Here is a 23,350-nt window from a genome sequence, read left to right on the forward strand (position 1 = left end):
GGCTTTTGGGCCGGTCACGGACTGTCCGGTTTCAGGGACAGGAAATTTGGAAGCCGATACTCGGCCAGACTTTCAATCGGGCAGTCGGAGCTGATACACTTGGCTGGGCTTGCATTGGTTCGAATTAGACCTGCAGAGGCCTTGAGGACTTTTTAAAAATGCCGATTTCAAATTTCCTCGATCAAGATGAACCGCTTCAATTAAGAGCGATTAGCACTTTCGGTGTCGATCTTGCTGCAGAAAACCTGCTCCTCGTACGCCATTATCGACGAGCACATCGATAATGAATGAGAGTGCCTTATGATGTTCATCACTCAAGGCAGCGTCCTTCTCTACTATAACCACCTTCAACATGCTGACGGTCTCTTCACCATTCGCCGACCAAAAGGCGTAATCATGTCGGGCTTCTTGTGCGATGGTCACGAGCCAAGACAGCGCGGGATCTTGAAAAAATTCCAGACCACCCTTCTGTAAGAACTTGGTGATGGCGTAGAATATTGTGCTGTTCGTACCGAATTTCCCAATCACGCGGTCAAATATATGCGTGAAGCTCTTAAGGTAAGGCCAGTCCGGTTCCGCAGCGCAGAACAAGGGCGAGAAATCATCATGAAAGCAGAAGAGTAGCGCGAGAACCGTCGACTGGTATTCTCGGTCCAAGTGTTGAATGTGCATTCCTTCAGGGTGCGCTATGATCCAGTCGGCCATCTGGTTCCATATTTTGAGATTAGCTTCACTGGGATCAGCCGGAGGCAGAATATTATAGGCTGAGTATCCACGCGAAAAATTGTCCATCGCGTAGAGACCACATTCGGTTTCAGCTTCGGCGATAGGGCGAAGGATGAGGTCATCCACTTCTGCTGGCGTTAATCGCCCGCAAAATTTGCCAAGCCAAAAGAAGAAGCTGAACGTCCATTCGAACGGCGTGCTGCCCCGAAAGTCTCGACGGGATTTCGCGAACGGCGGCGCGATATCCTGAAACGTCATTTCGACGAGCTGTGCAATTAGCCGCAAAATCTGCGCCTTCTTTTGCTCGGTGGCTATCAGTGGATCGAAATCCATCTTAATGACGGTCTTTTGCGCTAAGTTCGAAAGGAAATTTACCGGATTTCGTTCATAGCCAACCGTGTCGCCGTCACCATCTGAAGTATCGCCAGTTTTGATCCATGGCATCGGAACATCAGGTAAAGGGTTTGCAATGCCTGATTGGATCGCCCGTTCGGCTGATGTGATCAATTCGGCATGATATGCCGCCTCACCCTCGCTCTTCTCGACAGCATGATAATTTGGAGCGTTGCCTTCACTGTTAATGCATCTGCTGACCAGGACGACGAAAAGCTCCCAGAGAAATTCTGGGGCATTTTCAGCCAGCGATGCGGATGCTTTCGCAACGGCTTCTGCCACTGCATCGAATGGATGTAATGCGAGTTCGAGTACCTGACGTCGTATTCCTTCTGGTTCAAAGTTCCTCGCTACAAGCGCGACATTGCCGTGAGCCGCAAATTCCAGCGGGTCCATCGAAAGCACGCTTCCGCGGAAAGTGAACCCATCTCTTCGGCTGAATCCTGAAGCGCGTCTCAGTGTGTCCGCACTCCAATTTGCGTTTGTCTCATTCCAGTCGTCATCATTGGCAAATTTTGCCGCAACAAAAGCCACACCCGCGATACCTGCCGCCCTCTGCTGAATATCAAAGTCCGCACCTTCAGGATCAAAGAGATTATCGCCATCGAGCTTTCTGGCCTCTTCGAGTGCATCTTTCAGCGTAATTTCGTCATTGAGCGAACCAGCCTCAAGGCACTTGTTCGCCCAAAGCGCGAGCTTCAAATACCTATTCTGCTCCGCGTAATGCTCCAAATGCGCAAGCCGGTTCGGATCATTCGCTGAAGGCGGCTCATTCCAAAATTGAATGTGCTTTCCATCCTCCGTTGGCCCACTGTGCCAATACTGCGGATCGGCCTGCTCCATATTCCATTGCATGCTTTTACGCAGCCCATTGATGGTAGCCTCGTCGTCCTTCTCATGCTCAAGTTCGAAGGGAAGACGATCGGGAAATGAGCGGATACCCAAAGTATATTGTTCACGCAGTTCTTCGTCATCGCTGAACACGAAGTAGGGAACAATGTCCCGAATGTAGACCTTGCGGTGCGGTTTCTGATTGAGTTCCCGAACAGCTGTCAGCAAGACGCGATACCGTGTCCAATCACCAATCTCGTTTGCGTGATTTCCCGTCTGATCTCCGACCGAACGTGACAAATCCCATTGCCAGATGTAGGGGCAGAGGATGAAGGGCAGCAAAGGACGGAGCTCTCGGTCCATATTGGCGATACTAACGCTGACGGCAATCCCCAGTGCCGCTACTGTTTCATTGCCTTCCAGAATTTGCCGGACAACTTCACCGACGCCTGCTCCAGCTTCAATTTGCTCGAAGGCCCACCATTCGAGTGCCATCAGCGCACTCTGGCAAGCGTGATTTCCGTGCCCTCCGCGAAACCAGCTATAGACATATACATCACCCCAGAATGTCTGGGTTCCCCAAGGGAAATCGATCTCTACGGGTATCGGGCGGACACCTTTTTCCCCATAGTCTCCGCGTTCTCGGAGCCATCGCCAAACGTCGATAGAAAAGTTGCACATTTCTCGTACAAGCCGCAACCCCTGATCGGGATGGCGGCGCAGCAGGACAAGAAATGGCGATTGCAACGGCGAGGCGGGATAAAATGAGAAGTTGTCATTTAGGCCCAAGTCCCGCCCGTCATGTCCCGAGTGGCCAGATGGAGAATCGTCGTCCTTGGGATGCTTGAAGAAAGCCGCCATCACATAATCGGCAAACTCCTTCGGCAAAAACTGCGCGATCGTATTGCCCGCGCCCATTATCTCTTGGCGATGCATGTGAGATAATCTATGAGCGGCCTTTGCCGACAGGTATTCCGAGACGAGGGATGGAACGTCACCTGCGGATTGCAAAAATAGAGAGCGTATCTCTTTCTCTAGATCGCGTTCGCGATCATAATAAAACTTCACACTAAATGGTTCTCTGCGATCCTCCCAACGCACGGGGTGAGAAGCCGCCTCAAACTCGGTGAGCCAGCGATATGCGATTTCGCCAATCCGACGGCAGTGCCGTATATTGAGCCCTGCAAACGTCGATTGCCAGGTCTTGAAAATCGGAACCAGCTCCGGAATCAATTCCGGCAGTGGATCAGCATCGCCAGCAAATAGCCAATTAAGAAAGCGTATCCATGTGTAAGCCTTTGGATGGGCAAGCAAGTGGGAATAACGAACACGTTCGTCAGGTTCGAGGTTGGGCAGAACCTTTTCGTCGAGAAATGACGTATTCGGAACCACCTCGAGAGTCTGCAAGGCATTCAAAAGCTTTTTCAGAACCGAATGGTCATCTTCGGCCAAGAGCTCTGCAAGCTTGTTCAAGATTTCCGTGCTGCGCGTAGAGCGCAGGCAAGATGTTAATAGCGTTCTCTGCCAAACCGGGCGCAGAGTTTCGATATTGACACTCTCGAACAGCTCCCGCCAGCCGCTAGCGTCATCGTCGAATTCGAGCAGATACGACCCAAGCAACTGAAGTGGTCGTACGAGTTCCTGTGGTTCGCCGACGTCCTGCAACGCGGACAAAACGTTCGGTAGTTTATTCATCAGCCAATGGGTCAGCGACCATTCCTCATAAATGTCATGAGAGAAGCTGATCGTGTGACCCAATCGTACATCGCGGATCACGCCCGCGTTCTTGAGGTCATCTAACGGGCCGGACGGAATATCGCGGATCGGAACGGGAGCGGCAGGATGCCTTACGAAACGATCCGCTAGTTCGAGTAACACGTTTCGCCGGTCTTGCGCGGGGCTGAAATCGGGAATGTCCGCTCCGCCTAGTCCCCACCAAAGCTCTAAAAGCTCTGCTTCACTCGCTGGCAGAGTGGACTGACCAGTGCGACCGGCCAGGCTGATCATTGATTCAAGAAAAAATGGCCGCTTCAAGATAATGTCAGCGTGATCAGCTTCGCGAAGGAGCGGGGCGAGGCGAGGGAATTCATCCGCCACGATTGCCAACTCTTCGTTGCCAAGAGGCGGGACGGTGACGGTCCGGATCGGCAAATGTTTAAGGGCTTGAGGATCGAGCCAAGTCGCAATGTGGTCAAGGTTCTGTTCCCTGACAGTCGCAAGGATTTTCCATGAGGAAAGTGTGTCGTTGGTTGCGATAGCCCTTACAATGTCATTGATAGTTAGGCGAACCGCTGGATCGCTGATCTTGTCCAGTCCGTCGATATAAAGGACGGGGTTCCCGATACAGGCGATTTCCCCGAGAAGCTCATCCAATTTATCACTGACGCCGAGCAGACCAGCATGCGCCCCCCATCCACCTGGCCGGACTCGCATGTCTTTCAGCAGGAAGATCGGCCCGGTCTGAGCATGTTCGTCTGCCCACTGGCGCAGAAGCGCAGATTTGCCACTGCCAGGTTCACCATCGATCTGTACAAAACGACCGTTTCCCAAGGCCTCTAGGATGCCATCATACTGCCTATTTCGCTTCAATCTCAGGCCGTGAATATCAGCCTTGATTGTTTCCATTGCGCGCTTTGATTCACGGTCAATCTTCTCGATACTGTCGCGAAAATTTCCACTCTGTATCGGCGGCAGGCCAGCCATTTTCAGGTCAGAGAGCAAACTTGTCTTTGTCTCGCCGCCACCGGCGACTGTTGTTTCACCTGCCCGTACAATGAGACGGTCCCAGACTTGCGTCGCCTTGGACCGTTCTGCGGTGGGCAAGATGCTTCTTACGCGATCGATAGCGGATTCAACGTCGCGCGAAGCTTCGTCGTTGTTGAAATCGAAATGGAGTATCCGGAACACACAGAGGAATTTCCAAAGATCGTCGTAGCTCACCCCGTCGCCGTGATGAGCTTCCAGAATTTTCCGAACCATTGAGACGAAATCACGCTGATTCTTATGCGCGAAATCCTCTCGCGAAATCCGTTTGAAGAAATCTGACGCCGAGGGGCTATGCGAGGCCCAAGTCAGCACCGATTGGAAATGCTTGTCAGCTTTTGCATGATAATCGGCGACAGCTACTCCAAGCCGGTGGCTCTGGTGATCAAACGACGCATGTTTGAATGTATCCCACGCCTGACCTAAGACCGCTCGCCACTCCTCGTCGCTTTCTGTGAAACGGAGCGAGCTTTTCACCTGAAGGGATAGTTTTGTTTCTGCGCCTTCATTAGAAACGCCGGCGATCACGAGGTCGTCGAGCGGTTCATCAAATGCAGCTCTCTGGGTCAGAACTTCGGTTGCGTTCACGCCAGGCAAGGCTCTCCCTCGCGCTTCCGCAAGCACAGCCGCAAAATAGTATGCTGCTACGCGCGTCTCAAATTGGGTGCCGCCACCGCCTGTTGAATATGGACTAGTCATCTATCACCCTGTATCATCATGATACTAGCACACAAACGATACATTTCTGCCTTTGCCAAACAATCTTCTCAACCGAAGCTTTGGCCGCACTGAAGTGTCCTGGACAAGGTCGTTTGACCTACCTGAATTGTGTATTTGAAAGATATCGCGCGCTCAAAAGTGCCGCCATTCCGGATCGACAAACCTTGTCGCTGTTTAATCGAGGATTATACGGGGTCTGCTTCTAAGAGCGCTGAAAGTATTCTTGAATGACTGTAACTGGGGCGCATAGCGGACAAAAAATTTGCATCATTGGAAATGGCCGCATGTGAGCCGTTACCGGACCGTCCCTTTCAAGGTGTACGCGCTTCAGAAGCAGTTATTCTGCAAGCGACCAGCTTTCAGACATTCCGGTCAGTTCGATTTCATGTCCGTTTCGCGAACAGACTGACCCGCAACCAGATTTTCTGACTGATGAAGGGACAGGCAAAGCACGTCCACCCGTTAGGGCCACACCATAGGTACTATGGCGTAGAAACGGATTAACCCACTGGCACAATCACAACCATGTTTACCGTGCATCGCTTCAGGCGATCAATCTTGGCCCCCACCGTTGAGCAACGACTTGATGTCTGCGCTCCCGCGTGGTCCGTCAAAGTGGCCCAAAAAATTTTGGGTCGTGGCATTCTAAAGCACGTATATCCGCATCGGCATCCAGCGAGCCTTTGCGAGGGGCGGGTGACACCCCCATGATCCCCGTAATTTAGCGTATTACGTGGCGCTTTTTTGGTTACTGACTTTGACCGCCTGACAACGCGGTTTTGGACTGGCACAAATGCCGTCAGATTTCACCAAGGCAGCTTTTTTGTTGAGCAGCGGATCAAAGCGCCAATTCGCATAAACCGCAACGTTGTGCCATGGAATCGCATTGCTCGAACGATAATTCGCTCTTCAAGTTCAGAACCTCCTTTCTGCGATTACCTGCTTGTTTTTGAGACGATCACGCTGGGTTTTCGGGCTCGTTTCGGCCCTCTTCAGGCATCTAGAAGCACCGTAAACTCACAAATTTTGATTGCTAAAACTACAGAGACCTCAACAAAATTAATTTCAGTTACAGTTACAGTTTCAGCCTGGGATTTGGTGGAAGCGAACTCAGTCCGTTCGGGGCCACGTCTTGGCAAGATCGTGACGCCGTTTATTATTCATCACCGCATAGCCTGCGGACCTCTGAAACTGGAATAATCCGACGACTACCAACCATTTTGTATTTGAGTTCTTCCGAAGCCATCAGTTGATACAAACGCGAGCGGGAAAGGCTGGTTGATCGTGTCGTCTCGGCAACCGAGAACCCAAATTTTGGAATAGAACTGTCGGCCATATGAAATACCTCAACATGTTACTGGTTGGGGCTGGATTAATACGGATTTTGGAAGGCTAGCCCTTCCCCCAAATGGTTCCGTTCAGGTCTGGGATGGTTTGGGGGAATTGAGATATCTTGAAATCGTGCTGATCGAGGGTGGTTCGCAACAGAGAATTACAGGATTCCAGGCGGCGTAAACGAACCGAACAAATGGTGGGACATAGTCCTCTATCGCATTGTTCTTTTCCGCACTCGGTTGTGTGCCTTTTGCTAGGGACCAGATTTCACCAAGTTGGATCACGAATTCGAGGGATTGGTTTGAAGGCAGCCGTCTGGAACTCATGTCTGGGAGATTCCAAACCAGTTCATCAAGCCGTTTTGCGGTGGTTCTGAACCTTGCCGACAGTGAGTATTCGGCGAACAGCTCGAACGAGCGCTTTGGTGACATTCCCCCTTTTTCCGGAATCATGGACTCTATCAACGCGCGTTCGATATCGTTGATCAACCTCGCGATTTTTTCCGCCCTTGATGGATCCAGCCGTGCTTTCGGCTGGGAAGCGGTCAGTTCAATTGAACCTATAATGCTCGACGTTTCGGAGAACAGCTTGGATAGCTTCTTCAGTGATCCCGCAAATTCCGTCTGACCACTCAGGCTATGCATTTGTGTGTAAGCGGAGATGACTTGCAAAGGTAACAAGCGGGCGAACGCCGCGTATAAGTTGAACGAGACATATCTATTTGCTGTGCGAATTTCTAGCAGCGCGGCTCGGACGTTGCTTTCAACCTGTTTGAGAAAATCTGCGATTGTCGAGATAGTTTCGGCGCGCATTTCTTCACCTTTGGATAGCGATTCATAGTAGTGGCCTAGCACCGCCAGGGCGCTACAATCGAGGTCATGCCCAAGATCTAGTTTTTCGCCTATTGCTTCATATCTGTCGTAAAGTTGTTCAGTCAGAATTTGTGCGTTCATCATTCAGGCCAGCAATTTTTTGCTTCGTGCTTCGCCGATGTGAGCGACAATTGTTTCCTGACCAGTCAGATAATCCTCCCAAGCAATCATTAAGGCCCGTCGCTTTTCTAAAAGATTGCCTCGACGATATGCGGCTTCCACCTTACTAACTATGGTGTGGGCCAACGCCATCTCCGCAAGTTCTCCCGAAAAGTTAGTTTGTTCCGCCACCCAATCTCTGAACGTGGAACGCCAGCCGTGAACAGTGGTGCCTGGAGCAGCAATCTTTTGTGATTTTCCCATTGTCATATCCGACAACATGCCACCTCGTGCACTAGGGAATACAAATGAATTATCTCCCTGGAATGAGGGTGCCACTTGCTTAATTATTTCAAGGGCAGATGCGGTGAGCGGGATTTGGTGGACCTTCCCCGCTTTCATTCGGTCGGCTGGAATGGTCCAGACTCGATCTTCGATATTTATTTCATTCCATCTAGCGCCGCGGACTTCACCAGATCGCGCGACTGTGTGGATCGTGAACCTTAGAGCAAGTCGCCCCATAGTGTTATTAGCCGCTTCAATGGTGCGGATTGTATGCGCCGCTGCAGCGTAGGGTACTGCTGAGAAATGGCTTCCCCGCTTGGGTTGGTCAGGTAAGCCTAATAGAATAGCTTTAGATGGGCTTTCCCTGTCTCTCCAATCCCTTGCATGGGCAAAGTCGAGAACCGTTTCGATACGTTGCTTCACCCTCCTTGCCGTCTCTGGCTTGGAGAGCCAGATCGCTCCCAGTGTGTCAATTATGTCCGGGGCACCAATATCATCGACCAGCAGATGGCCAATTTGAGGAAATGTATATGATCTCAGAGTATTTATCCATTGCGCACGGTGCTTCGCATTCTTCCAGCCGGGGGATAAGGCCTCGAAAGCTCTTTCAGCTGCGATTTGGAATGTAATCGCCTTTTTGGCTTCATCCGCCAGATCTGCCTTCGCTTGGCGTTTCGTGATATCGGCTGGATTTCGCCCCGATTTAGCGATTTTCCGCCATTGCTCAGCTTTCTGTCTTGCGTCGGCCAGAGACAGAGTTGTAGCACTTCCTAAACCGAAGTCAGATCGCTTGCCCCTTTCGCTATCTGGCTGGGGCACAACTACTCTTAGGACCCATTGCCGCGAACCCGATGGCCTTACCAACAGATAAAGACCATTGCCGTCCGCGTGGCGGCCTGGCTTTGCGTTCTTCACACTGAGAGAGGTTAGTGTTGCCATTTTTATGTTCTCGCGTCCCACATTAGGTCCCACATAATTGATGGACGCGTCAAGCTATATGTGGACACTATAAGATGAAAGCTGCGATATTTTACTGATAAATTGGGGGAATTTAAACATGCCGAGACACTACTGGGCAAGAGTTGGAAGGACTGCGGCTCCGCCACTATATTCCTCCGGCAATACCTGTGTCCGCCTTCAAGTGAAAAATTTGACCCGGTTCCCGGGCTGCTGCCGGATGCCGGTGGCGATTGCATTCGCGCGCAATCCCGCACCCGCCTTGCGGGAATCACAAGCTCCCGCAGGTTAACCGCATTTTAGTGAAACGGCGATAGAGGGGAATGAACCAGAAGTTTGAGGACGCGATCAGATGAAGTATTATATACTTGCCGCCGCAGCTCTTGCCAGCGCAGCATATTCGACCGGTGCCGCTGCCGAAGCGCCGGGTTTTGAGAATGCCGCTACCATGAATATCACGGTCGTCATTCCGCCGCTTCGTGCGGCGGTGAATGCGCAGGAAGAAGGTGCAACCGGCCTGTGGGCAATCGTGAACGGCAACAGCGGCCTGATGATCAACACGCCAGACCTGGTTTCTGACAGCGGAGTGACCGAATTCAGTATTTTCGGTCAGAATATCTCGGCGATCCAGGTGTCGTCGGCAACCGGCAGTTATTCGGTAGTCCAGAAACCCGATGACGGGGAGGCCGGAGCCCTGCCAAAGGCCACCTATCAGCTTATGGCGAATCGCGCTGCGAGTCGGGTTGCGGCCGTTGGAGGCGATCGCTCCCGGCAGGTTGTTATCGGAATAAAGTAAATTTTTCGTAAATATCGCTGACGGGAAAAGCGCCGAAATACGGCGAGTCGCACAAACGTCATCAGCGTTAACTATTTCATTATCCACCAAAAAATCTTGACTCTAGAGACAAGAAAGCTAATTCCCCCCTCGGGTCGCATCAAATGGGAGGAAATTTGATTGCGAACAATATCGACAGTATTGCTATTTTTCATACTGGTCTGGTCGTCCGGCCCTGCGCTTGCGAATCTCTCGATAAACAAGCTTTGGGTCGATTTTGCCGAAGGGCAGAACGAGCGCGGCGATCTGGTTATCCGCAATGACAGCGAGGACCGCTATTATGTGTCTGTTTCTGTCACGGAAATCGCCAATCCGGGGACTCCGGAAGAAGAAAAGATAACGCAGATCGATCCCGAGAAATCGGGATTGCTGGTGACGCCAAACCGAATGGTCCTGGAACCAGGCGCCATTCGTTCCATTCGTCTCGTGTCGCTCAATGAAAATTTGACCGAGGACCGCATCTATCGGGTGCTTGTTGCGCCACAAGTTGGCAGGATCAAGGCCGAGCAGAGCGGTGAAGACGCGCGTGGAATCGCATTAAAGCTGCTGGCGGCCTATGACGTACTGGTGGTCGTGCGACCGAGCGAGAATAATGCCAGGATTGAGGCGGTTCGCAGCGCTGAACGGGTGACACTGAAAAATACCGGAAATTCCAATATCCTGCTGACCGAGGGTTTTATCTGTCCGCCCGATGCAGTGGAGGATCCGTCCACCGAGCGGTGCAAAACCTTCGAATCCCAGCGCCTCTATGCCGGCAATATATTCGAGATCGATCTTCCGTCGCCGACCGACATGGTGGTTCTGAAAACCAGGGATGGTCCGGCGGGCGAGTTCATCGAGCAAAAGTACTGACATAGAGCAGCACTAATACAGTCGCAAAAAAACTGATTGAAAATCGGCATATATTGATATGTCGTGCGACTAACTGCGCCTATCTCATTGTATTAACTAGTTAATCATTTCATTTTTTAAATATAAAATTTGACATGATTTTTCAGAATCGTTAAAAGTTTATTAAGAATTGGTAATATCGCCGATTCGATACTTGAATAAAATGGGGATTTTATTATGAAAAAATCAGTTCTTTTCGCAGCTGCAGCATTGGCTGCTATGGCATCAGGTACAGCTAATGCTGCGCCGACTGATGGCGTACTTTCCGACACCGCGAGCACCGGCACATTGGATGTGAATGTTACCGTTGTACCGATGGTCAGCATTCGTGGTCTGGACGATGTCTCCCTGACAATCGACGCCGCTACGATCGCTTCCAACTTCGGTTCCACCAGCGGAATTTCCCAATTCTGCGTTTTCTCGAATGCCGATGCGGCTGGTTCTTACAAAGTAACGGTCAACGGCAACGCCGGTGACGGACTGGGCAATCCTTATGGCCTGAACGGTGCTGCAACCGGCACCCAGCTGAACCATACGGTTGGCTATTATGATGCTGCAGCCTATAATTCGATTGCTGCAGATTTCATGCGCCCAGGCCTTCAGTTTTCCATGGAAAACACCCGTGACGGTCAGGCACGTGCGACCGACCTCGACTGCACCAACGCTGGCGGCCAGAACAGCTCGCTGCGCGTAACCGTGCGCAACAGCGAAGCCCTTGCGGCGCTGGCCGACACCTACACCGGAACGTTGTCCGTTGTGGTTGCTGTGCCTTAAGCACTGGATATTGCGAGGGCGGGGACAATCCCCGCCCTCCCTATATGGTTTCTTAAAATCGGGGGAAAGCGAGATGCCGAACATCAGACTTATCGGAACAGGGCTGCTGTCATGCGCTCTTCTGAGCATAGCATCGCCCCTGTTTGCCACGCCCAGCGTCGTGCCTGACGCGAGTGTAAAAATTGTCAATGGCGCCAAGGCGCCGCTCCGCTGGATCGGTGTAGGTGACCTGCATTCGACGACCCAATTGTGCGTCGCAAGCAATACCGGTCGCTATCGTCTGCAGCTGGCTCTGGTGCAGGATGCAGCCGATGCCCATGCGCCTGCTTATGAAATCGAGTTTCGCACCGCTGCGGGCGACAGCGAATTCCGTCGGTCCGGAACCGGCAATATCTATGTTTTTGATGGCCGGACGTCCGAGACGGAGGACTGCAACGGCACAACAAACGCTTCACTGAAAATCCGCTTCTCCCGCGATAACCTGACAGCAGCGGTCGCTGGTGAATATGCCGAGCAATTCCAGATTTCCGTCATACCGAATTAAAAGCGGCAGTTGCGTTAGCCATGTCTGTTCATCCGAAAACCCAGGCGGCGTGCATCGGCGTCAGCGCGATAGCCATCATATTCTCTCAGGCCGCATATGCCCAGATCAGTGGCGCCGATCCCCTCCCGATCGATGAAGCCGCAAGCAGCACGATCGTGAACGGTCAAACGCTGGAAACCGAGGCGCCGCCAGGTTTCGAATCTCTTACTGCTCCGCTTGAGACATTTTTCGACATTTTCTATCTTGGCCGCCGGCTGGGCTCATTCCGTGCTGTTCTCAAGGACGGGACGTTCCGCTTGATAAATCCCGAGCAAGTCGTTGCGGCGCTCGAGGGGCAAGTTAGCGAAGAAGCGGCGACAAAACTGCTTTCCGCGCCGCTATCGCTTAATGAGGAATATCGGTGTGTAACGGGACAAACATCGAACTGCGGAATCCTGCCCCGGGGGCAGGAAGGGGTGATCGTCAATCCGGAACGCTTCTCTGCCGAACTGTTTTTCTCGCCGGCAAATGTGATCGTCAATCAGGTCGATAATTTTACCTTGGGCCCGGCGGAAACCGGACCATCGCTCATTCAGACCGTGAATTTTGCCGCGGCCAAAACTGATGGACCCAATTCTTCTATTCGCTTCGGGGCGACCTTCGACACGGCGGCCAGCATTGGCCAGACCGCATTGCTGGCGCGCACGATTGTCGACGATGAGCAGGGTGCGCAACTGCTGGAAGGTACGGTCCAGCATGTATGGAACAACCGGATCGGTCGGGCCGGGTTGTTCGAGGATCTGAGCACCAAACTTCTGACATCCTACAGGATGGTTGGTGCCGAGTTTGCGAGTTTTTATCCGCGCAAGGCCTATGAAGCGAGCATTTCGACGCCAATCCAGATCGTGCTTCCAAGAGAGGCCGATGTCGAACTTCGCCGGCGCGGTGTGCTGATATCCGTTCGCCACTATCAAGCCGGGCTTCAGGTTATCGACACGTCAGGACTGCCCGAAGGATCCTATCAGCTCGGGATTACTGCCCGTGCCGATGGCGCGATCATATTGCAGGAGGAGCGCGCTTTCACCCGTGCGCGGGGATTGCCACTCAAGGGCAAGACCGAATTCAGCCTTCGCGCCGGCATGTATGCTCCGGATCAGTTTCCGTTCGACCAGCCCAACCAGAGCGAGACATTTTTTCCGCGTATCCGCAATGCCCCGGTAGTTGGTGTGCGCGCGAGTCGCAGAATCGGCGAAGCAACCGCGCTGGAGCTGAATCTGCTGCATATCGACGGAGCCAACTATGCGGAATCGTCGATAACGACGGTGCGGGGGAACCTCGAAGGATTTGTTTCGGTCGCTGCCGGTGATGATGGTGCATATGGCGTGCTGGCGACCGGCACATTGAACATCAAGCAGATCAGATTTTCGATTTCAGCCAGAAAAACCAAGTCCGATGCCGACAATTTCAATCTTGCGAATCTCGCGACGGATCAGGAATATCTGCCTTTCTCCCGTTCCGACACCAGTGTCTTCGGTTCCATGCAAATGCCGCTTTCGGGCGGGTCGTTCAGCGTATCGGCAGGCTATACCAAATTTGACAACGGGCGTGACGATTATAGCGTGGATCTGCGCTACACAAAATCCATCCGGATCGGCAACCGGCGGCCGCTGCTAACCGCATTCAGCCGGGTTTCGAACCGGGATTCAAGGGTTGGTGCGTCAATAAACTTCCTGTTCGGCCTCGACCGGAAAACCAGCGCCTCGGTGCGCGGCGGTGCCGAATATATTGCAAAAACCAGCGGTTCCAGTCGCAAGGGCCTATCGCCGGTTCTCGATGCCTCGATATCGAGACTTGAGAATATCGGCGATGCTGAGCTGCTGAACCAGGTCGGTGTATCGACAAATGCCGACAGCGATCGCGCGTTCGCCTCATCGGATCTGCGTACATCTTACGGGCAAGTGGATTTGACCGCCCAATATCAGCGCACGAGAAGCGGCGGAGACTTTACCTCGATTTTTGCCAATGGTCGCACGGGTTTTGCGGTCGGCGGCGGGAAGTTCAAGCTTGGACTGGCGGATGTGGGCCAAGCCGTGATATTATCCGACATCAAGGTTGACGATAGGAAATACCGGCTGAGCGATGACGCCAGCGAAAGCGGGTACCGGATCCGCGTGAACTCCCAGCCGTTTGACCGGATCAAGCCAGGCCGTACGTCGGCGGTCGGCGTTGCGCCTTATGATGAATATGAAATCGACCTGGAACCGGAAAATGCTCCGCCATTTGAAGTTGATACCGAGATAAAGAGAGTGACCCTCTATCCCGGCAATGTCGCATATTTCCGCTACGAGGCGGTTAACAGTTTTGCGATCTACGGGCAGATGGTTGATCAAGGTGGGAAACCGATCGCGAACGGTCGGGTGAAATCCGACAATGATATTACCCTGACGGACGAACAGGGCTTTTTCCTGATCACGGTTTCTCCTGCAACCCGCCTGGAAATGCGTCTGCCGGACGGACAGATCTGTCGCCCGGTCGCGTTTGAACAGCTGACAAACGGGCGCCAACCAGACCAGCTGCTCAAGGTCGGCGCGATAAAATGCCTGGTTTCCACGGAAGCGGAATAGTTCGACCGGCTATCGGTCTATATTGCAATCGCCGATCTAGATTTCATCGATCATTTCGGCCAGCGTCGCCAGACATTCGCGTGCCAGCAATATGCAACGCTCAGGGGACCAGCCTTGCTCGGCATCTGGCAGATCACGATTGTCCTTGAACGGCATTTCCAGAGTCATTGCCACCGCGCCGAAACGTTCGGCCAGCTGATTGGTTGACATCGACAGGTTGGCCTTGCCTTCGGCCGCCGTCGGATAGCCCAGCTTTGTCTGGAAATCCGGGGTGCGCTGGGCGAGCCGGTTGCGGTAGCCGTGATATTTCTCCAGCTGCGCACCGGTGATCGAGGTGATGCCCTCGAACCCGGCGATGAAGACCGCCGGAATCGCCTCGTCGCCGTGGACATCCATCGCAAAATCTACGCCGCTTTCGTCCATCGCATCGCGGGCGCACAGGACTTCCGGAGATTTCTCGGACGTTGGTGCATGCCATTCGCGATTGAGATTGGTACCGGCAAAATTGGTTCGTAAATGCCCTCTGCACGAACCATCCGGGTTCATATTGGGAATGATGTGGAAGCGGCATTTTTCCAGCAGCAGCCGGGCGTGCGGATCGGCGGGGTCGGTGAGCATTTCCAGCGCGCCTTCCATCCACCATTCGGCCATGCTTTCGCCGGGATGCTGGCGGGCGTAGAGCCAGACCTGCTTGTCGCCGCTCCCCATCTCGAGACAGTCGATCGGCTGGCCTTCCAGACTGTAGCCGAGCGCGCGGGCGGTCACGCCTTCGACCGCGGCCGTTTCGGCGACCAGATCATGATGGCGCTCGATGCTATAGGGCGCGAAATAGGCAAACCAGACAATATTGCTGCTGGCCGTATAGCGGATCGTCAGGGTGCCGCTTGCCTCGTCATAGCTGCTCGGCGCGCGGCCCCAATAGTCCCGGTCCTCGCTGACACAGGCGTCATAGTCAGGCCAGCCCTGCGGATAGGCCGATTCCCTCAGTCCGGTGATGGCCAGTTCCAGTTCGTCGCCGACCGCGCAGGTCACCCGGAAATGGAACCACTGGAAAAATTCGCTGTCCTTGTCCTTGCGGATCGACAATGTTGCGGTGGTGCCGTCGATGGCTTGGACTTCGATATTGCCGCTATCGAACGCGCTGGTGATTTCTATGGTCATTTCACCCTGATAGTGGTTCCGGACTCGCCGGGGAAGTCCTTGAATAAGGCCTCGGCCAATTTCGATGCTGCCAGACCGGGCTGCGCTGCCGGCGAGCCTTCCTTTGCCTCAACCGACGCGCGGCCTTCCCAGACAACATTGCCATTCAGCCGTTTGGCGATCCGGACGGACAGGTCGGTAACAATCTTGTCTTTCGGCGGACCGCTGAGATCGATGCCAATGCCCAGGCCGACGCCCGAGCCACGACTGCCGGTGCTGCCACCGACTCCGACCGAGACGGGAGAGCGGGCCCCTCCGGCGCTTAACACCGCCCGTTCGAGTGTGTAGCGCACGACATAATCACTTTTTTCACTATCGTCGCGTGCTTCGGTAAAGCCGACACGCTGCAATTCCCGCAGCAGCGCCGCATTGTAGCTGGCATATTCGATGCTGCGGTCGTCATCGGTTACATTGGCCCTGATGCTGACGGTGCCCGGGACAATCGGGGCAAGCCGGGCGTTGTGAAACCGCGTGACATCGACCGGCGGAGTCGCTGTCATGCAGCCCGACAACAGAGACCCTGCCAAGATCAATGTCGCAAATGATTGAAAACCGGCCATAAAATATACTCCTGAACTTGCCCCGCCGCATATTAGCGCATAATCATTCGGACGGTGGTAAAAAAATGCCTCCTTGCCCGGTGGGCTTAACCGGATAGAGATAATGCAGCGATATACAGCCGATATTGCGCAACAGGGAATTTGGAAATCATGGCGAAACCCTTCACCATATTGGTAACCGGCGGGGCCGGCTATATCGGCAGTCACGCGGTGCTGGCCCTGCAGGATGCCGGCTGGCCGGTCGCGGTCATCGACAATCTGACCACCGGATTTCGCTGGGCGGTTCCCGAAGGGGTTGCGTTCCACGAGGGCGATATCGAAGATAGCGCCCTGCTTGCGCGGATCATCAAGGATGAGAATATCGGCGCGATCATGCATTTTGCCGGATCAATTATCGTGCCTGAATCGGTCGAAAATCCGCTCAAATATTATCATAACAACAGCGCCAAGAGCCGCAGCCTGATCGAATCGGCGGTCACCGGCGGCGTGCGCCATTTCATTTTTTCCTCGACTGCGGCAACCTACGGCATCCCCGAGGAAAGCCCGGTCAGCGAGACGACGCCGCAACTGCCGATCAATCCCTATGGCATGTCCAAGCTGATGACCGAGCATATGCTCCGTGACGTATCGGCTGCCCATGACCTGAACTTCTGCGCCCTGCGCTACTTCAACGTCGCTGGTGCCGATCCGCAGGCCCGAACCGGGCAATCGACCGCCGGCGCCACCCATCTGATCAAGGTTGCGGTGGAAGCGGCGCTGGGCAAGCGGGACAGCGTCGCGGTCTTCGGTACGGATTATGATACGCCCGACGGCACCGGCGTGCGCGACTATATCCATGTGTCCGATCTGGCCGCTGCCCATGTGCTGGCGCTGGAAGCATTGATCGCGGAACCGGAGGAGAATCATCTGCTCAATTGCGGCTATGGGCGTGGATTTTCCGTGCTCGAGGTGCTCGATGCGGTTGACCGGGTCACCAACCTGCGAATCAAGCGGAATATGGAAGGGCGGCGCGCGGGCGACCCCGATTCGCTGATTTCCGACAATCGGGCGATCATGGACCGCTTTACGTGGCAGCCGAAACATGCCGATCTCGACGAAATTGTCGCCCATGCGCTGGCGTGGGAACGCAAACTCATCGAAATTCGCGGAGAATAAAGCTGTTCGCTTGACTTTGGCGGCTGTCGACCTTAATTGCCCTGCTTCAACGCAGCTAGGCTGCTTTCAAGAAATTCAGATAATCAAGGCGTGGTACCAAAATGAAAGTCCGCAACTCTTTGAAGTCGCTTAAAAACCGTCACCGGGACTGCCGCGTCATCCGTCGCCGTGGTCGCACCTATGTGATCAACAAGACGAATCGCCGGTTCAAGGCTCGCCAGGGCTAAGCACCGTATTTGGCGGGGGTTCTGCCATCTCGATAATTGACACCGTCATCTTCGATATAGGCAATGTCCTGTATCGCTGGGACTTGCGCTGTCTGTTTGAAAAACTGATTGCCGACCCGGAAGAGCTGGACTGGTTCCTGGCCCAAGTTGTCACGCCGGAATGGCATTTCCTGCATGACGCCGGTCGGCCCTTCGCCGATATGGTCGCCGAACGAAGTCGCGAATTTCCCGAATATCAGGAACATATCATTGCCTATTCCGAGCGTTTTCCGGAAACCATTCCGGGACCGGTCGAAGGCATGCTGGAGCTTGTCCGCGCTCTGGCGGACCGGGGCGTGCCGCTCTTCGTGATCAGTAATTTCGGCGCCGAATCCTGGGCCCAGTTCCGGCCCTCGGCCCCGATATTCGAGATATTTTCCGATATTGTCATTTCCGGTGAAGAAAAGCTGATCAAGCCGGATGCAGAGATATTCGAGCTCGCGCTGAACCGATTCGGCCGTCGCGCCGACCAATGTCTTTTCATCGATGACCGGCTGGACAATATCGAGGCGGGCGAAGCGATGGGTCTTGCCGGCCATCATTTCAGCGATGCCGCCAGACTGGAACAGGAGCTGAAAGCCTTGCGCCTGCTCTAGCTGCGCTTGAGCTCGTCTCCGCTCAGCCTCACGATATGGAGCAGATTGGTTGAGCCGGGCGTACCGAAGGGCACGCCGGCGCAAACGATCAAGCGGGAACCCGCTGCTCCGAGCTTGTGCCGCAACGCCATGCGCTTGGCCTTGGCGATCATTTCCTCGAAATCCTTCACGTCGCGGGTGACCACCGCATAGGCGCCCCACAACAGGCCGACCCGCCGCGCCGTGTGGCGATTGGGGGTGAGCACCAGCAGCGGCACCGAAGGGCGTTCGCGGGCCATCCGCCGGGCGGTCGAGCCGGACGATGTATAACAGACAATGGCCGAGGTCTCGATGGTGCGGGCGATATTATAGCTTGCCGCCGCCAGCGCATCCGCGGTGGTTTCATCGGGCACGGTTTCGGTGAAATGAACCCGATCGGCGTAGGACGGATCATTTTCCACCTGAGCGGCGATCCGGTCCATCATCGTTGCCGCCTCGATCGGCCAGTCGCCGACGGCCGATTCGGCGGATAGCATTATCGCATCGGCGCCATCGTAGATCGCGGTGGCGACATCGGACACTTCGGCGCGGGTCGGCGTCGGCGACTTGATCATCGATTCGAGCATCTGCGTGGCGACGACCACCGGACGGCCAAGCTTCCGGGCAGCGGCGACGATCTTCTTCTGCAGCGGCGGCACTTGCTCGGGCAACAGCTCCACCCCGAGATCGCCGCGCGCGACCATCACGGCGTCCGACAGTTCCAGTATCTCGTCGAGCCGGTCGATAGCCGCCGGCTTTTCGATCTTGGCCAGCAAGGCCGCCTTGCCGCGAATCAGCCGCCGTGCCTCTGCGACATCTTCCGGACGCTGGACAAAGCTCAGCGCGATCCAGTCGACATCCTGTTCCAGCGCAAAAGTCAGGTCCTTGCGATCCTTGTCGGTGAGCGAACTGACCGGCAGAACGACTTCGGGGACATTGACCCCCTTGCGATCGGAAATTTCGCCGCCAACGATCACTTTGGTCTCGACGCTCTTGCCATCGGCTTTGGTCACTTCGAGCCGGATCTTGCCGTCATCGAGCAGCAGCGTGTGGCCCGGCTGCAAGGTGCCGAGAATTTCCTTGTGCGGGAGGGTCACGCGCTGTGCATCGCCGGCTTCCTTGCGCATGTCGAGTGTGAAGCGCGCGCCTTCCTTGAGCATCACCGGTGGCTTGGCAAAGGTGCCGATGCGCAGTTTCGGTCCCTGTAAATCGGCCAATATGGTGATCGGGCGTCCGACCTTCTTTTCCAATGCCCGGATCGATTTGACATTGGCGGCGTGCGCCTTGTGCTCGCCGTGGCTCATGTTCATCCGGAAGGCGTCGACGCCGGCGCGGTACATCTCCTCGATCATGTCGGGGCTGCCGCTGGACGGGCCGAGCGTTGCCAGTACTTTCACTTTGCGATTTCGGGAGAAGATCGGCGATGCCATGCAAAAAATCCTTAGTGGCGCTTTACCTGCGCGTTTCCTGTTTCTAATTCATGACAGGATAATAACAAATAACAATGGAAACAAATATGACCGATCAAATAACCGATGCCGCTGCTGCTACAGCCTTTCGCCGTCTGGTCACCCATCTCCAGCATCGCCATGACGCGGAAAATATCGATTTGATGGGCCTCGCCGGGTTCTGCCGCAATTGTCTGGCCGACTGGGTGCTGGAGGCGACCGTCGAGGCCGGTGGTTCAATGACCAAGGAGGAAGCCCGGGCGGCCATTCACGGCATGCCGGCCAGCGAGTGGAAGCAGAAATACCAGACGGAGGCGACGCCGGAACGGCTCAAAAAGATGAAGGAAAGCGTGGCCAAAAACGCCGATGCGTCTTAAAGGCAGGCTCCGAATCCGAATATAGATTTAAAGGAATGAAACTATGAGCGAAGGCAATGTCGCCGCAGACCAGCTGCGTCTTTTTATCGAGCGTATCGAACGGCTGGAAGAAGAGAAAAAAGGCATGGCGGACGATATCCGCGACGTTTATTCCGAAGCGAAATCCCAGGGCTATGACGCCAAGATCATGCGCCAGATCGTCCGTCTCCGTAAAATGGAAACCCACGACCGGCAGGAAATGGAAGCCATTCTCGACACCTATAAGTCGGCGCTTGGTTTGGCCTGAGCAATAGGCTAATAGCCGTTCTTTAGCGATGGAAGAGCAGCCATGATCGTCACTACGACACCAACTATCGAAGGCCGCGCGATCCGCGATTATCGCGGGATCGTCATTGGCGAGGTAATCGTCGGCGCGAACCTGTTTCGCGATCTGTTTGCCAGCATTACCGACATTGTTGGTGGCCGCTCGGGCAAATATGAAAATGTGCTGAAACGCGCGCGCGACGAAGCGCTGGCAGAGATGGAGGCCGAGGCGGCCAAGGCCGGCGGCAATGCCGTGGTCGGTGTCGATCTCGACTATGAGGTCGTTGGCGACAAGGGGTCCATGCTGATGGTGTCGGCATCGGGCACCGCAGTAATCGTGGAATAGAAAATCGGGAATTTGAGGTAAAATGGCAGGCCATAGTAAATTTAACAATATCAAGCATCGCAAGGGCGCTCAGGACAAGAAGCGTGCGGCGCAATTTTCGAAGCTGTCGCGCGAGATCACCGTGGCGGCCAAGTCGGGAATGCCGGACCCGGATTTCAATCCGCGCCTGCGCCTCGCGGTCAACAGCGCCAAGGCGGTGTCGATGCCGAAGGACAATATCCAGCGCGCAATCGAAAAAGCCTCTGCCAACGAAGGCGATGACTATAGCGAGATCCGCTATGAAGGTTTCGGCCCGGGTGGCGTGTCGCTGATCATCGAGACGCTGACCGACAATAATAACCGCACTTTTACCAATGTCCGTACCATCATGTCGCGAAATGGCGGCAATCTGGGCGAAAGCGGTTCGGTTTCGCACGGTTTTGACCGGGTCGGCTATATTCAATATCCGGTCAGCGCCGGTGACGAGGAAACCGTTCTCGAAGCGGCGATGGAAGCGGGCGCGGAAGATATTTCTTCCGATGAGGACGGCCATGAAATCTGGACCGCGATGGAAGACCTTCACGAGGTTTCCGGAGCGCTCGAAAAGGCGCTCGGCGAAGCAGCCAGCGTGAAACTGGCATGGCGTCCGACGGTTCAGGTCGAAGTCGACCAGGAGCAGGCGGAGACCTTGCTCAACCTGATCGATCTTCTGGAAGACGATGACGACGTCCAGACGGTCTGGGGCAATTATGACGTGTCCGACGAAATCATGGAAAAACTGAACGCCGGCTGATGGGGGAATTTGCCGCCAAGGCCGCACTCGCAGGAGTGATCGTGGCTCTGGTGGCAACCATCGCCCAGCGCCAGCCCAGTTTCGGGGCGCTCGTCGCCTCGCTGCCCCTGATCTCCATATTGGGCATGGTCTTCCTCTGGTATGCGCGGCCTGACGCGGAAAATATGGCGCTCCATGCCGAGGCGACCTTCTGGTATGTGCTTCCATCTCTTCCAATGTTCCTGCTGATTCCGGTGATGCTGCGCAATGGTATCGGCTTCTGGTTGTCGCTGGCCGCGGGATGCCTGCTGACGGTAAGCCTTTATATGATCATGGCTTTTGTTGGCCGGCGCATGGGGCTGCCGATTTAATATGATCATTCTCGGCCTCGATCCGGGTCTCGGTACCACCGGCTGGGGGGTGATTGTCGCGGACGGCAATCGCCTGTCCCATATCGCCAATGGCCAGATCAAGACCGACAGCAAAATGGCGATGGCCAGCCGTCTGCTCAAGCTCGACCTCGAGCTGACCGATCTGCTGCTGGAATTTAAGCCTGATGCGGCAGCGGTCGAGGAAGTGTTCGTCAACAGCAATCCGCAGAGCACATTGAAGCTGGGGCAGGCGCGCGGCGTCGTGCTGCTCGGCGCTTCGCGGACGGGAATCGAAGTCGGCGAATATTCGGCGAAGACGGTCAAGAAATCGGTGGTGGGGGTCGGCAAGGCGGACAAGGACCAGGTGCAGGCGATGATCAAGATCCTGCTGCCCGGCGTGAAGCTGGCCGGCGCGGATGCCGCCGATGCGCTGGCGGTGGCGATCACCCACGCGCATCACCGGAAGCGGTAGAGGGACCACGGCCCGTTCGTCCTGAGCCTGTCGAAGGACCGGATTAATTTTTCGCGCACGAAGACCCAAAGTCACGAAGACAAGTCCTTGGCACCAATCGCTTAGTGCCTTCGTGTCCTTGTGCGAGCTCCTATTTTGTAGCCCGCTTGCGCGGGGTAGAGAAAGAACACTGGATTGCGTGCCAAGTTAGTCTAAAACAACAATATGATCGCAAAACTGACCGGCTCTATCGACGAAATCGGCACGGACAATATCGTGCTCGACGTAAACGGCGTCGGCTATCTGGTCTTCTGCTCGTCCCGCACCATCAGCGCGATTGGCGCAAGGGGCGATGGCGCGACCATCTATACCGAAATGCAGGTCAGCGAGACCGACATGCGGCTGATGGGCTTTGCCAGCGGCTCGGAGCGCGACTGGTTCCGCCTGCTGATCTCGGTACAGGGCGTCGGCGGCAAGGTGGCTCTGGCGATCCTGTCGGCATTGGAACCGGGAGAAATTTCGCGGGCCGTGGCGACCGGCGACAAGGCGATGGTTTCGCGGGCGAACGGGGTTGGTCCGAAACTGGCGCTGCGGATCGTCAATGAGCTGAAAGACAAGGTCGGCGGCATCGCGACCGATCCGATTAGTGGAGCAGGCGGCGCGGTCCACGCACCCTCGAACAACAGCGCCGATGCGGTCAGCGCGCTGCAAAATCTCGGCTTTAAACCGGCGGATGCGAGCGCGGCGGTGGCAGCGGCGGATGCCGAGGTCGGCGATGGCGCAACACTCGATGCGCTGGTGCGGCTGGCGTTGAAGAAGGCGGCGCGCTGATGGACGGCTTGCACCGGCAAGCTCATGAGCATTCTTTCCGTCGCCCTGA

The 23,350-nt window shown here is 55.0% G+C and carries 22 protein-coding genes; 16 read left to right on the forward strand and 6 right to left on the reverse strand.

All coding sequences use genetic code 11. The annotated features are described in order from the left end of the window. Positions 1–210: 210 nt before the first annotated feature. Entirely contained in the window at positions 211–5,412 is a 5,202-nt protein-coding gene (locus tag BOSE62_RS12540; protein ID WP_159646731.1) for a hypothetical protein, read from the reverse strand. Positions 5,413–6,177: 765 nt separating this feature from the next. On the opposite strand from BOSE62_RS12540, the gene BOSE62_RS12545 reads away from it, so the two are divergent. After that, the gene (locus BOSE62_RS12545) at positions 6,178–6,633 is read left to right on the forward strand and encodes a hypothetical protein (protein WP_159646733.1); all 456 of its coding nucleotides are present in this window, start codon (positions 6,178–6,180) and stop codon (positions 6,631–6,633) included. Positions 6,634–6,851: 218 nt separating this feature from the next. Here the strand turns inward: BOSE62_RS12545 and BOSE62_RS12550 are convergent, their stop codons facing one another. Then, a complete protein-coding gene (locus tag BOSE62_RS12550) occupies positions 6,852–7,724 on the reverse strand; it encodes a hypothetical protein (protein ID WP_159646735.1) in 873 nt (290 codons plus the stop codon). Further along, entirely contained in the window at positions 7,725–8,963 is a 1,239-nt protein-coding gene (locus BOSE62_RS12555) for a tyrosine-type recombinase/integrase (RefSeq protein ID WP_159646737.1), read from the reverse strand. A gap of 370 nt (positions 8,964–9,333) precedes the next feature. Here BOSE62_RS12555 and BOSE62_RS12560 point away from each other — a divergent pair, with 370 nt between their 5' ends. From BOSE62_RS12560 to BOSE62_RS12580, 5 genes are all read left to right on the forward strand, one after another. Continuing rightward, positions 9,334–9,777 carry a hypothetical protein gene (locus BOSE62_RS12560; RefSeq protein WP_159646739.1) on the forward strand — a complete coding sequence of 148 codons (444 nt, stop codon included), beginning with the start codon at positions 9,334–9,336 and terminating at the stop codon, positions 9,775–9,777. A gap of 159 nt (positions 9,778–9,936) precedes the next feature. Beyond that, positions 9,937–10,668 carry a fimbrial biogenesis chaperone gene (locus BOSE62_RS12565; RefSeq protein ID WP_159646741.1) on the forward strand — a complete coding sequence of 244 codons (732 nt, stop codon included), beginning with the start codon at positions 9,937–9,939 and terminating at the stop codon, positions 10,666–10,668. Between the two features lie 216 nt (positions 10,669–10,884). Then, complete coding sequence (locus tag BOSE62_RS12570; RefSeq protein WP_159646743.1) at positions 10,885–11,481, forward strand: hypothetical protein; 597 nt, start codon at positions 10,885–10,887, stop codon at positions 11,479–11,481. A gap of 73 nt (positions 11,482–11,554) precedes the next feature. Then, entirely contained in the window at positions 11,555–12,025 is a 471-nt protein-coding gene (locus BOSE62_RS12575; protein ID WP_159646745.1) for a hypothetical protein, read from the forward strand. A 20-nt stretch (positions 12,026–12,045) separates the two neighbouring features. After that, entirely contained in the window at positions 12,046–14,628 is a 2,583-nt protein-coding gene (locus tag BOSE62_RS12580; protein WP_159646747.1) for a TcfC E-set like domain-containing protein, read from the forward strand. 36 nt (positions 14,629–14,664) lie between these two features. Here the strand turns inward: BOSE62_RS12580 and BOSE62_RS12585 are convergent, their stop codons facing one another. Together BOSE62_RS12585 and BOSE62_RS12590 are read right to left on the reverse strand one after the other, a co-directional pair. Continuing rightward, a complete protein-coding gene (locus tag BOSE62_RS12585) occupies positions 14,665–15,789 on the reverse strand; it encodes a M14 family metallopeptidase (protein WP_159646749.1) in 1,125 nt (374 codons plus the stop codon). Then, a complete protein-coding gene (locus tag BOSE62_RS12590) occupies positions 15,786–16,388 on the reverse strand; it encodes a DUF4136 domain-containing protein (RefSeq protein ID WP_159646751.1) in 603 nt (200 codons plus the stop codon). The genes BOSE62_RS12585 and BOSE62_RS12590 overlap by 4 nt, the downstream gene beginning before the upstream one ends. A 150-nt stretch (positions 16,389–16,538) precedes the next feature. Between BOSE62_RS12590 and galE the strand changes: the two genes are divergently transcribed. From galE to BOSE62_RS12605, 3 genes are all read left to right on the forward strand, one after another. After that, positions 16,539–17,543, forward strand: a complete 1,005-nt coding sequence (gene galE / locus BOSE62_RS12595) for a UDP-glucose 4-epimerase GalE (protein WP_159646753.1) — start codon at positions 16,539–16,541, stop codon at positions 17,541–17,543. Between the two features lie 101 nt (positions 17,544–17,644). Next, positions 17,645–17,770 carry a type B 50S ribosomal protein L36 gene (gene ykgO, locus BOSE62_RS12600; protein WP_011415100.1) on the forward strand — a complete coding sequence of 42 codons (126 nt, stop codon included), beginning with the start codon at positions 17,645–17,647 and terminating at the stop codon, positions 17,768–17,770. Positions 17,771–17,817: 47 nt separating this feature from the next. Further along, the gene (locus tag BOSE62_RS12605) at positions 17,818–18,405 is read left to right on the forward strand and encodes an HAD family hydrolase (RefSeq protein ID WP_328799798.1); all 588 of its coding nucleotides are present in this window, start codon (positions 17,818–17,820) and stop codon (positions 18,403–18,405) included. Here the strand turns inward: BOSE62_RS12605 and pyk are convergent. Further along, the gene (gene pyk, locus BOSE62_RS12610) at positions 18,402–19,853 is read right to left on the reverse strand and encodes a pyruvate kinase (protein ID WP_159646755.1); all 1,452 of its coding nucleotides are present in this window, start codon (positions 19,851–19,853) and stop codon (positions 18,402–18,404) included. The two genes, BOSE62_RS12605 and pyk, sit on opposite strands and share 4 nt — an antisense overlap. An 86-nt stretch (positions 19,854–19,939) precedes the next feature. Here pyk and BOSE62_RS12615 point away from each other — a divergent pair, with 86 nt between their 5' ends. From BOSE62_RS12615 to ruvA, 7 genes are all read left to right on the forward strand, one after another. Next, positions 19,940–20,248: a DUF1244 domain-containing protein gene (locus BOSE62_RS12615; RefSeq protein ID WP_159646757.1), complete on the forward strand. Its 309-nt coding sequence runs from the start codon at positions 19,940–19,942 to the stop codon at positions 20,246–20,248. Between the two features lie 43 nt (positions 20,249–20,291). After that, positions 20,292–20,534 carry a DUF2312 domain-containing protein gene (locus tag BOSE62_RS12620; RefSeq protein ID WP_100093000.1) on the forward strand — a complete coding sequence of 81 codons (243 nt, stop codon included), beginning with the start codon at positions 20,292–20,294 and terminating at the stop codon, positions 20,532–20,534. A gap of 42 nt (positions 20,535–20,576) precedes the next feature. Next, complete coding sequence (locus BOSE62_RS12625) at positions 20,577–20,897, forward strand: heavy metal-binding domain-containing protein (RefSeq protein WP_159646759.1); 321 nt, start codon at positions 20,577–20,579, stop codon at positions 20,895–20,897. A gap of 22 nt (positions 20,898–20,919) precedes the next feature. Beyond that, positions 20,920–21,669: a YebC/PmpR family DNA-binding transcriptional regulator gene (locus BOSE62_RS12630; protein ID WP_159646761.1), complete on the forward strand. Its 750-nt coding sequence runs from the start codon at positions 20,920–20,922 to the stop codon at positions 21,667–21,669. Beyond that, entirely contained in the window at positions 21,669–22,019 is a 351-nt protein-coding gene (locus BOSE62_RS12635) for a DUF3147 family protein (RefSeq protein WP_159646763.1), read from the forward strand. Before BOSE62_RS12630 ends, BOSE62_RS12635 begins: the two co-directional genes overlap by 1 nt. Before the next feature lies 1 nt (position 22,020). After that, the gene (gene ruvC / locus BOSE62_RS12640; protein ID WP_159646765.1) at positions 22,021–22,491 is read left to right on the forward strand and encodes a crossover junction endodeoxyribonuclease RuvC; all 471 of its coding nucleotides are present in this window, start codon (positions 22,021–22,023) and stop codon (positions 22,489–22,491) included. A gap of 204 nt (positions 22,492–22,695) precedes the next feature. Continuing rightward, positions 22,696–23,301, forward strand: coding sequence for a Holliday junction branch migration protein RuvA (ruvA, locus tag BOSE62_RS12645; RefSeq protein ID WP_159646767.1), 606 nt, complete (start codon positions 22,696–22,698; stop codon positions 23,299–23,301). Positions 23,302–23,350: the final 49 nt, after the last annotated feature.

The organism is Sphingorhabdus sp. 109 (genome assembly GCF_902506555.1).
Lineage (GTDB): Bacteria > Pseudomonadota > Alphaproteobacteria > Sphingomonadales > Sphingomonadaceae > Parasphingorhabdus.

Excerpts from the sequence above, each read along its gene's own strand:
- ykgO (WP_011415100.1), top strand. The coding sequence starts at position 17,645 with ATGAAAGTCCGCAACTCTTTGAAGTCGCTTAAAAACCGTCACCGGGAC.
- galE (WP_159646753.1), top strand. The coding sequence starts at position 16,539 with ATGGCGAAACCCTTCACCATATTGGTAACCGGCGGGGCCGGCTATATC.
- BOSE62_RS12560 (WP_159646739.1), top strand. The coding sequence starts at position 9,334 with ATGAAGTATTATATACTTGCCGCCGCAGCTCTTGCCAGCGCAGCATAT.
- BOSE62_RS12575 (WP_159646745.1), top strand. The coding sequence starts at position 11,555 with ATGCCGAACATCAGACTTATCGGAACAGGGCTGCTGTCATGCGCTCTT.
- BOSE62_RS12620 (WP_100093000.1), top strand. The coding sequence starts at position 20,292 with ATGAGCGAAGGCAATGTCGCCGCAGACCAGCTGCGTCTTTTTATCGAG.
- BOSE62_RS12625 (WP_159646759.1), top strand. The coding sequence starts at position 20,577 with ATGATCGTCACTACGACACCAACTATCGAAGGCCGCGCGATCCGCGAT.
- BOSE62_RS12540 (WP_159646731.1), bottom strand. The coding sequence starts at position 5,412 with ATGACTAGTCCATATTCAACAGGCGGTGGCGGCACCCAATTTGAGACG.
- BOSE62_RS12580 (WP_159646747.1), top strand. The coding sequence starts at position 12,046 with ATGTCTGTTCATCCGAAAACCCAGGCGGCGTGCATCGGCGTCAGCGCG.
- ruvA (WP_159646767.1), top strand. The coding sequence starts at position 22,696 with ATGATCGCAAAACTGACCGGCTCTATCGACGAAATCGGCACGGACAAT.
- BOSE62_RS12570 (WP_159646743.1), top strand. The coding sequence starts at position 10,885 with ATGAAAAAATCAGTTCTTTTCGCAGCTGCAGCATTGGCTGCTATGGCA.
- BOSE62_RS12585 (WP_159646749.1), bottom strand. The coding sequence starts at position 15,789 with ATGACCATAGAAATCACCAGCGCGTTCGATAGCGGCAATATCGAAGTC.
- BOSE62_RS12550 (WP_159646735.1), bottom strand. The coding sequence starts at position 7,724 with ATGATGAACGCACAAATTCTGACTGAACAACTTTACGACAGATATGAA.
- ruvC (WP_159646765.1), top strand. The coding sequence starts at position 22,021 with ATGATCATTCTCGGCCTCGATCCGGGTCTCGGTACCACCGGCTGGGGG.
- BOSE62_RS12635 (WP_159646763.1), top strand. The coding sequence starts at position 21,669 with ATGGGGGAATTTGCCGCCAAGGCCGCACTCGCAGGAGTGATCGTGGCT.
- BOSE62_RS12615 (WP_159646757.1), top strand. The coding sequence starts at position 19,940 with ATGACCGATCAAATAACCGATGCCGCTGCTGCTACAGCCTTTCGCCGT.
- BOSE62_RS12590 (WP_159646751.1), bottom strand. The coding sequence starts at position 16,388 with ATGGCCGGTTTTCAATCATTTGCGACATTGATCTTGGCAGGGTCTCTG.
- BOSE62_RS12630 (WP_159646761.1), top strand. The coding sequence starts at position 20,920 with ATGGCAGGCCATAGTAAATTTAACAATATCAAGCATCGCAAGGGCGCT.
- pyk (WP_159646755.1), bottom strand. The coding sequence starts at position 19,853 with ATGGCATCGCCGATCTTCTCCCGAAATCGCAAAGTGAAAGTACTGGCA.
- BOSE62_RS12555 (WP_159646737.1), bottom strand. The coding sequence starts at position 8,963 with ATGGCAACACTAACCTCTCTCAGTGTGAAGAACGCAAAGCCAGGCCGC.